The 331-nt window shown below is 65.0% G+C and carries 1 pseudogene; it reads left to right on the top strand.

Annotation, left to right across the window (positions count from 1 at the left end):
- A pseudogene (locus ACMUVN_RS33330) lies at positions 1–331 on the top strand (hypothetical protein); the annotation flags it as partial.

The raw sequence follows: 331 nt of genomic DNA, 5'->3' as shown, positions 1-331 counted from the left end.
CAGCGTCACCGAAAGCGCCAGCGAGGGGACCGACACGGTCCGCACGAACCTGGCAAGCTATACACTTGGCGCCAATATCGAGAACCTCACCTATAACGGAACGGCGGCCTTTGCCGGCACCGGCAACTCGCTGGACAACCTTATCATCGGTGGCGCTGCCAGCGATACGCTTTCCGGCGGTGCCGGCAATGACACGCTGAATGGTAGCGCCGGCGCCGATACGCTGATCGGCGGGGCGGGGGACGACATCTATGCCGTCGACAATGCCGGCGACAGCGTCGCCGAGAACGCCAGCGAGGGGACCGACACGGTCCGCACGAACCTGGCAAGC

The organism is Rhizobium sp. IY2 (genome assembly GCF_047532935.1).
Taxonomy (GTDB): Bacteria; Pseudomonadota; Alphaproteobacteria; order Rhizobiales; family Rhizobiaceae; genus Rhizobium; species Rhizobium anhuiense.
This window is presented reverse-complemented; position numbering and strand designations above follow the sequence as displayed.